General features: G+C 66.6%; 6 protein-coding genes. 5 read left to right on the forward strand and 1 reads right to left on the reverse strand.

Features of this window, described 5'->3' with window-relative positions:
* Nucleotides 1-131: 131 nt before the first annotated feature.
* Nucleotides 132-1,316: a CoA transferase gene (locus JWQ81_RS04305; protein ID WP_297537698.1), complete on the forward strand. Its 1,185-nt coding sequence runs from the start codon at nt 132-134 to the stop codon at nt 1,314-1,316.
* Nucleotides 1,313-2,737 carry a carboxyl transferase domain-containing protein gene (locus JWQ81_RS04310; RefSeq protein ID WP_297537700.1) on the forward strand — a complete coding sequence of 475 codons (1,425 nt, stop codon included), beginning with the start codon at nt 1,313-1,315 and terminating at the stop codon, nt 2,735-2,737. Before JWQ81_RS04305 ends, JWQ81_RS04310 begins: the two co-directional genes overlap by 4 nt.
* Before the next feature lie 3 nt (nt 2,738-2,740).
* On the opposite strand, the gene JWQ81_RS04315 is transcribed toward JWQ81_RS04310, so the two are convergent.
* A complete protein-coding gene (locus JWQ81_RS04315; protein WP_297537702.1) occupies nt 2,741-3,934 on the reverse strand; it encodes an MFS transporter in 1,194 nt (397 codons plus the stop codon).
* 232 nt (nt 3,935-4,166) lie between these two features.
* Between JWQ81_RS04315 and JWQ81_RS04320 the strand changes: the two genes are divergently transcribed.
* The 3 genes from JWQ81_RS04320 (at nt 4,167) to JWQ81_RS04330 (ending at nt 7,345) form a co-directional block, all read left to right on the forward strand.
* Complete coding sequence (locus JWQ81_RS04320; protein ID WP_297537705.1) at nt 4,167-5,489, forward strand: amidohydrolase family protein; 1,323 nt, start codon at nt 4,167-4,169, stop codon at nt 5,487-5,489.
* A 114-nt stretch (nt 5,490-5,603) separates the two neighbouring features.
* Nucleotides 5,604-6,461 carry an NAD-dependent epimerase/dehydratase family protein gene (locus tag JWQ81_RS04325; RefSeq protein WP_297537707.1) on the forward strand — a complete coding sequence of 286 codons (858 nt, stop codon included), beginning with the start codon at nt 5,604-5,606 and terminating at the stop codon, nt 6,459-6,461.
* A 14-nt stretch (nt 6,462-6,475) separates the two neighbouring features.
* Nucleotides 6,476-7,345: a LysR substrate-binding domain-containing protein gene (locus JWQ81_RS04330; RefSeq protein ID WP_297537710.1), complete on the forward strand. Its 870-nt coding sequence runs from the start codon at nt 6,476-6,478 to the stop codon at nt 7,343-7,345.
* Nucleotides 7,346-8,008 lie beyond the last annotated feature (663 nt).

The following is an 8,008-nucleotide window of genomic DNA, read 5'->3' on the forward strand; positions in this document are numbered from 1 at the left end:
CCTCTCGCAGAGCTTGACCCCACTCTAACGACCGCCTTCACTGGACATATTGGCTAGTCCACTAATCCAACAAGCCACAGGTCCACTCGGCCATTTGCCCGCAGGGCCACTGCCCACACCTGGGGGAAACCATGACTGCACCTCTCGACGGCCTCCTCGTCGTCGACCTCAGCCGCGCGCTCGCCGGACCGCACGCCACGATGATGCTCGGCGACCTCGGCGCCCGGGTGATCAAAGTCGAAAGCCCCGACGGCGGCGACGACACCCGCGGCTGGGGCCCGCCCTTCGTCGGTGCTCCCGGATCGCAGGAGTCGACATACTTCCTGTCGGCGAACCGCAACAAGGAGTCGATCGCGCTCGACCTCAAGTCCGACGAAGGCCGCCACCTGCTCGAAGACCTGGTCAGAAGCGCGGATGTCCTGGTCGAGAACTTCCGTACCGGCGTTCTCGACCGCTTGGGGTTCTCCCCTGCCCGGCTGCACGAGCTCAACCCCAGGCTCGTCGTGCTGTCGATTACCGGCTTCGGTCATGACGGACCCGAGGGTGCGCGATCGGGTTACGACCAGATCGCCCAGGGCGAAGCGGGCCTGATGTCGCTGACGGGGTCGAGCCCCGAAGACGTCCAACGGGTCGGGGTGCCGATCGCGGACCTGCTCGCCGGGATGTACGGCGCCTACGGCGTCCTGGCCGCCCTGCGCGAGCGTGACCGAACCGGACGCGGCACAGTGGTCCGGACCTCGTTACTCGCCGCGGTCGTCGGAGTGCACGGCTTCCAAGGCACCGCCTGGACCGTGGCCGGCCAGGTCGGTGCGGCCCAGGGCAATCACCACCCGTCGATCTCGCCTTACGGGTTGTTCCACTGCCGCGGTGGCGCTGTGCAGATCGCGTGTGGAAGCGAAGGGCTATGGCAACGGCTATGCGCCGAATTCGGCCTCGACCCGGCAGCGGAGGGCATGCGCACCAACGGCGAACGCGTGCAGCACCGCGACCTCGTGCGCACCGCGATCCACCACGCGTTCGCGGCCGACACCCCCGAGACTCTGTTGGCACGGCTGGCATCCGCCGGCGTTCCGGCTGGGCGGATCCGTACCCTCGACGAGGTCTACACCTGGGAGCAGACGGTCAGCCAAGGTCTGCTCATCGACGTCGAGCACACGACCCTGGGGCATCTCGTACTACCTGGGCCGCCGCTGCGCTTCTTCGACGATGACCAAGAGCGCCCCACCCACCAGCACACGGCACCGCCCACGCTCAACCAGCACGGCGCCGCTGTCCAAGCCGAGTTCACCGGCGCGTCGACGATGGTCCGGTCGTGACCCCGCAAGTGGCGGCGCCCTCATCCGTGACCACGATGGCCGACCTCCTCGACCCGGACTCCTTCGTGTCCTGGGACCACGCTCCCGTCACCGCCGGCTTCACGCAGAACTACCTGACCGCGCTGAGGGCTGCGGCCGAGCGCAGCGGCACCGACGAGGCAGTGACAACGGGGGAAGGACTGATCGAGGGCCGCCGGGTTGCCCTGATCTACAGCGAATTCGCCTTCCTGGGCGGCTCGATCGGGAGCGTCGCCGCCGACCGGATCATCGCCGCGATCGAGCGCGCCACCACACAACGACTGCCACTGATCGCCTCCACCGCGACGGGCGGCACCAGGATGCAGGAAGGCACGGCCGCGTTCCTGCGGATGGTGCCCATCACGGCCGCGATCACCAGGCACAAAGCCGCGGGACTCCTGTATCTCGTCCATTTGCGACACCCCACCACCGGTGGAGTGTTCGCGTCCTGGGCCTCGTTGGGGCACGTGAGCGTCGCGGAACCAGGCGCACTGATCGGGTTCCTCGGACCCAAGGTGTACTCGGCACTGCACGGCACGGCTTTTCCCCGAGGTGTCCAGACGGCGGAAGCTCTCAGCGCACACGGGTTGGTCGACGCCGTGGTCCTCACCCGGCAACTGGCGTCCTGGACCGCGCGGCTGCTGTCGCTTGTGGACACCACCCCGGCCCCTGACGCGATTCCTGCCGACAAGCCACTTCCGAGCGGCCCGGAGCCGACAGCGTGGGAAGCGGTCCTCCGGTCCCGGCGTCCCGAACGACCCGGCGTGCGCGAGCTCCTGCGAACGTCCGCGGAAACCGTAACCCTCGGCGGAAGCGAGGACAACGCCCTCGTACTCGCGCTGGCCCGGTTCGGCGGTGTCCCGTGCGTGCTGGCCGGTCAAGACCGCCGAGCCGCCCAGCCCGTCGGGCCTCGCGACCTGCGGCTGGCCCGGCGCGGCATGCGACTGGCCGAACAACTGCGCCTGCCCTTCGTCACGGTGATCGACACCGCGGGTGCCGCCCTCAGCCCCGCGGCCGAACATGACGGGCTCGCCCACGAGATCGCGCTGTGTCTGGCCGAGCTTCCGGCGTTGCCGGTAGCGACGCTGGCTGTCCTACTCGGACAAGGCGCCGGCGGTGCGGCACTCGCGTTGCTGCCGGCCGACCGAGTCCTGGCCGCGCGCAACTCCTGGTTGGCTCCGCTGCCACCCGAGGGAGCCGCGGCCATCCAGTACGGGGACAGTGCCCGCGCCGCGGATGCCGCGACCGCGCAGGGCATTCGCAGCACCGACCTTTTTCGCGACGGCACCGTTCATCGCATCATCGACGAACGACCGGACGCCGCCGAAGAACCGGAAGATTTCGTGCGCCGGACGGCCGCGGCGATCGGGACCGAACTCCGCTCCGCCACGACGTCGAGCTGACGGTCACGCTGTCTGGGCAGTACGCACCTTCGGCCACATCGCGGCACCGAGCGCGGCGATGACCACCCCCGCGATGCAGACCCCGGTCCAGCCGGCCATCGTCCAGGCGACCGAGCCGACCGCCGAACCCACCGCGCCGCCGATGAAGTAGCACGTCATGTAGCCGCTGTTGGCACGGGAATGCTCGCTCGGCTCCACGTCGTAGATCAGCCGCTGGTTGAGAACGTTGAGGCCTTGCGCGCCGACATCGAGTACCACGATCCCGATGAGCATCCAGACCACCGAGTGCGACGCCGGGATCAGGATCACGAACGACAATCCGATCAAGCCGACCGTCAACGCGGTCGGAAACAGCCGGGCCGGACCAGGTACCCGCCCGAACTGGTTCGCGGCCAACGCACCCGCGGCACCGAGCAGTCCGAAGAGGCCGATGGTGGACGGGCTGTAGTGGTAATGGTCGCCAGAGAGCACAAACGCGACCGTGGACCAGAACAGACTGAACGCCGCGAACGCGACCGCACCCAGCACCGCACGGATCGGCAACTGGTGGTACTTGCGAAACAGGCCGGGGATCGACCGAAGGGTGCCCAGATAGGATGGTCGCGGCGCGGTGGCCGGCGGGTCCTTGAGCACCCGGCGCATCACCAGCGCGTTGATCAGCATGAGCCCGGAAGCGAAAAAGAACATCGCCCGCCACCCGACGACCTCGCCGATCACGCCGGAAACGGTACGCGCCAGCAACATGCCGGTCAGCAGCCCGCTGATGACGGTACCGACCACCTTGCCACGGTTTTCGCCGTCGGTCAGCGACGCGGCGGCAGGCACGATCACCTGCGCGGCCACGTTCGCCAACCCCACCAGCCCGAAAGCGACCAGGAGAGCCGCCAGGTTCGGCGCCAGTCCAACGCCGGCCAGGCCGATCGCGCTCAGCACCAGCAGCACAGTGAGCAGTTTGCCGCGGCCGAACAGGTCACCCATCGGCAATACCAGCACCAGCCCGACCGCGAATGTCGCCTGCGTCACCGTGATCGTCAGCCCCACGGAGCCTTCGCCGGCGTGAAAATCCCGGCTGATCAGGTGCAGCAGCGGCTGCACGTAATACAGATTCGCCGCGATCGCACCCGCCGAGACCGCGAGCACGGCCACCTTCGCCCAACTCAGCTCGGCACGCGGCACCACTTCTGAAACACCAGGCATCACAAACCTCCTTCGTCGTTTCCTGTTTCCCCGCAAGATTTCCGAGTTCAGAATGCGCGAAGTGACGCCGGTTCGTCCAAGACCTGTCCGGTCAGCTGTGATACCCGCCGGACATCAGCAGCGGTGATACCCGTCGAGCATCACAGGCCGCGAAACAGGTATTTCCCCACTCTGCCGGAACGGCGCAAACTGACGATATCCCGAATTCCCGGACAATGATCGGAGCACAGCCATGCCGAAAAAGGAACTGCTGATCCAGGGCGGCACAGTGGTCACCGTCGATCCCGAACTCGGCGACCTGCCGGACGCCGATGTCCTCATCCGCGACGGCAAGATCGCCGCCGTCGGCCGGCACCTCACGGCAGGCTCCGACACGCGAGTGATCGACGCCCGCGGTCGCCTGGTGATTCCCGGGCTGGTCGACACGCACCGCCACGTCTGGCAGGGCGCGATCTTCGGCTACGCCCCGCAACTGAGCAGCCTGGGCTACGGACCCGCGATCCTGGCCGGCGTTTCGCCGAAGTACACCGCCGAAGACGTCTACGCGGGCACGCTGTGGGGTGCGCTGCAGGCGCTCGACGCCGGCATCACGACCATCGCGGATTGGGCGCACAACCTCCAATCGGCCGAATACGCCGACGCCAACCTGCGGGGACTGCAGGAATCCGGGATCCGGGGCTACTTCCTCTACGGCGGTCCAGGACCGGCCGGGGACGACCCGAACCCGTCGCACCCCGCCGACGCACGGCGCATGCGTGACGAGCACTTCCCCCATGGCGTCAACGGCCGGCTGCGCTTGGGTATGGGACTGCGGGGCCCGTGCTTCACCACGATGGAACGCACCATCGAGGACTTCGCCTTCGCCAGGGAACTCGGGTTGCCGATCTCCATCCACGCCGGTCTCGCCGGAACATCCGACACCATCCTGGCGATGAAGCGGCACAACCTGCTCGGCGCAGACGTCAACTTCGCGCATGGCAACCAGATGAGCGATGAAGAGTTCGACCTCGTCGCCGCGAGCCAGGGCACCATCAGCATCACCCCGTCCACGGACATGCTGATGCAGTTCAGCACGTTCCCCGCCACCGGCCGCGCCATCGAGCGGGGCGTCCGGGCCGGGTTCGGCGTCGACACGGTCTGCAGTGCGGGAACCGACCTCTTCTCCGAAATGCGCCTCGCGCTCGCAGCGGAACGTTCCCGTGCCAACGCCGACGCGCTCTCCCGCGGCGAAGCCGTCGACAAAGTGGATCTGCACCAGCGTGACATGCTGCGGCTGGCGACCATCGACGGCGCGAAAGTCTGGAACCTCGAGGACGAGACCGGGAGCATCACGCCCGGAAAGCAGGCCGACATCGCCGTCATCGACATGCGCTCACCGCATCTGGACGGTCACGGCGATGCCATCGCGAAGCTGGTTCTCGGCGCCGGCCCAGCAGACGTCGAAACCGTCATCGTCGGCGGCGACCTCGTCAAGGCGAACGGCAAACTGGTCGGCGCTCACGTCGACGCCGCCAGGGAGCTCATCCGCAAGACCCGGGCCCGGTTCACCATCTGAACTCCACGCCGTAGTACCTGACGGGTATCACAGCGAACGAATCAGGTCTTGGACGCCGTCCACCGCTCGCTGGCAGGCTCGATAGGCACGACGATGGTGAAGAAGGTGGATGCAGTGAAGGTTTTCGTCACCGGTGGATCCGGCTACCTCGGCAGCGCGACGATCACCGCGCTCGTCCGAGGCGGCCACAAGGTCGAGGCGCTGGTGCGCAACGATCGCGGAGCGCTGAAGGTAGCCAAGCTCGGCGCCAAGCCGATTTCAGGCGCGCTTGGCGATCTCGACGTACTGCGCGACGCCGCGTCGCGGGCTGACGGCGTCATTCACCTGGCGAGAGCTGCGAACGCCGATGCCGAGCTGGCGGCAGCATCGGCGATGCAGGACGGCATCGGCGCTGGACCGTATGTCCACACTGGAGGCGTCTGGGTCTACGGCGACACCGATGGCGTAGTCGGCGAAGAAGCCCCACTCGCCCCTCCGAAGAACGTGGCCTGGCGGCTCGACGTCGAAGAGCGTGTGCTGGCGCGGGCCACGACCGGGGAACGCCCCATTCTGGTCCAGCCGGGCCTGGTCTACGGCGACTCGGCGGGACTGATCGAACGGTTCTTCACCGAACCTGGCAGGGCCGCGGGTTCCATCCAGTATTTGGGCGACGGGATGAACCGCTGGGCGCTCGTCCACGTCGAAGATCTCGCCGAGCTCTACGTGACGGCCCTGCGCGCTGCACCCGCGACCGTCTACGTGGGAGTCAGCGGCGTCAACCCGACGGTGAAGGAGGTCGCGGTGGCGATCAGCCAAGCCACTGGTCTGCAAGGAAAAACCCATTCCGTGACCATCGAGCAGGCGCTCAGGGAAATGGGGCCGATCGCCGAGGCGTTCACGCTCGACCAGCAGCTCACTCCCGCCAGGGCGCGCGATGAGCTCGACTGGGTGCCCACGCACACCGACCCGCTCGCCGAGCTCGCACAGCACTGACAAGAGGGGCTCGAATGGATGTCGACCTGCGTAAACTGCGGTACTTCGTCGCCGTCGCCGAGGAATTGCACTTCGGTCGGGCGGCAGTTCGGCTGCATATCGCCCAGCCCGTGCTGTCACGGCAGATCCGCGCGCTCGAGGACGAGCTTCATGTCCAGGTTTTCCAGCGGGACAGGCGATCGACCGAACTGACCGCCACCGGACGTCAACTGCTCGACGACGCCCGCCCGCTGCTGGCCGCCGCCATCGCGCTCCGTCGGCGGGTGGTGGCGGCATCGCGGGAAGGTTCGACCTTCTCACTCGGATTCATGCCTGGCATCACGGTGACGTCGTCGGTGCGGGCCTTCAATGCCCGACACCCGGATCTGAAGGTTCAGCTGGTGCGGACCAGCTGGGACGACCAGATCGAGGCTTTGCACGACGGGCGGGTCGACGTCAGCATTGTGCGGCTCCCGGTCGACCAGCGTGATCTCACGATCAGGCCGTTGTTCTCCGAGCCGCGCGTGGTCGTGCTGCCTGCTGTGCATCGCCTTGCCGGAAAGGAGTCGGTGAAGATCGCCGATCTGGCGGAAGAACATCTCCTGCAGAATCCGAATGTCGTCCCGGAATGGCGAGACGTGGCACTGGAACTGCGTGAAGGCACGGCAAAACCGATCCCCGGCATCCACAGTGTCGAGGAGAAGCTCGAACACGTTGCGGCGGGAACCGGGATCTCGATCATCCCGACGTCCACGGCGAGCTTCTACACCCGTCCCGATGTCGTGCACGTCCCCGTCGAAGACATCCCCCCGAACCAAGTGTGTCTCGCCTGGATCGCCTCACGCCAGTCACAGGTGATCTACGATTTCGCCGAAATCGCGACCCAGCTGGCTGAGGACGACTAATACGGGCAGCACGTGTTGTCCTGGTGGCTGCTGGGGTTCCTGAGGTCGGTTCGGCAGGTCCAGGATGTCGTGAAGGCCACTTTCACCGCGTCCTACGTCAATGCCAGGAATTTGGGCGTGGGGCTGGTAGGGCTGGTGTGACGTCGCGGCGTGCCCTCAAGGCCACGACATGGCGGCCCTCGCAGTGCGCTCAACCTGGACCCACCGATGGATAGCAGCGGCGGATCTTCAGCCTGTCTCTTTGGGTTGGTGGCTGCGTTTTCGTGAGCGGCGAGGGGGACTTTCCTGGCGGTGAAGGCACGGATAACGCCGTTCGCACTTCGGCAATCACGGTACGCGACTGCGCTCGTTTGTTTGGTGTATGAGTGAGTGACGCGGCGAGCAGGTGCAGGACGCGAGTGGTCGCATTTCGTTGCGGTGGCACTCTTTCCGAATATTCGGTGACTACGTTCTGCGATAATGTGTATCACCTGTACGTGTTCCGAATGTACGTTCGATCCGTAGTAGAATAAAGGAGTGCCCAGCGTAACGATCGACCTCCCCGATCCCGCCGATATCCGGCGTGCCGATCCGGCGACATTGGTCGACTACGCCCGGGTCATCACCCGGGAGATGAACCGGTACACCGCGCTGCTGGGTCTGGTGGTCACCAAGACCGAAACC

It is taken from the genome of Amycolatopsis sp., from assembly GCF_025464955.1.
Classification (GTDB): Bacteria; Actinomycetota; Actinomycetes; order Mycobacteriales; family Pseudonocardiaceae; genus Amycolatopsis.

Bases quoted from the DNA above. Each gene is read 5' to 3' on its own strand.
- JWQ81_RS04305 (WP_297537698.1), top strand. From the start codon at position 132: ATGACTGCACCTCTCGACGGCCTCCTCGTCGTCGACCTCAGCCGCGCG.
- JWQ81_RS04315 (WP_297537702.1), bottom strand. From the start codon at position 3,934: ATGCCTGGTGTTTCAGAAGTGGTGCCGCGTGCCGAGCTGAGTTGGGCG.
- JWQ81_RS04320 (WP_297537705.1), top strand. From the start codon at position 4,167: ATGCCGAAAAAGGAACTGCTGATCCAGGGCGGCACAGTGGTCACCGTC.
- JWQ81_RS04330 (WP_297537710.1), top strand. From the start codon at position 6,476: ATGGATGTCGACCTGCGTAAACTGCGGTACTTCGTCGCCGTCGCCGAG.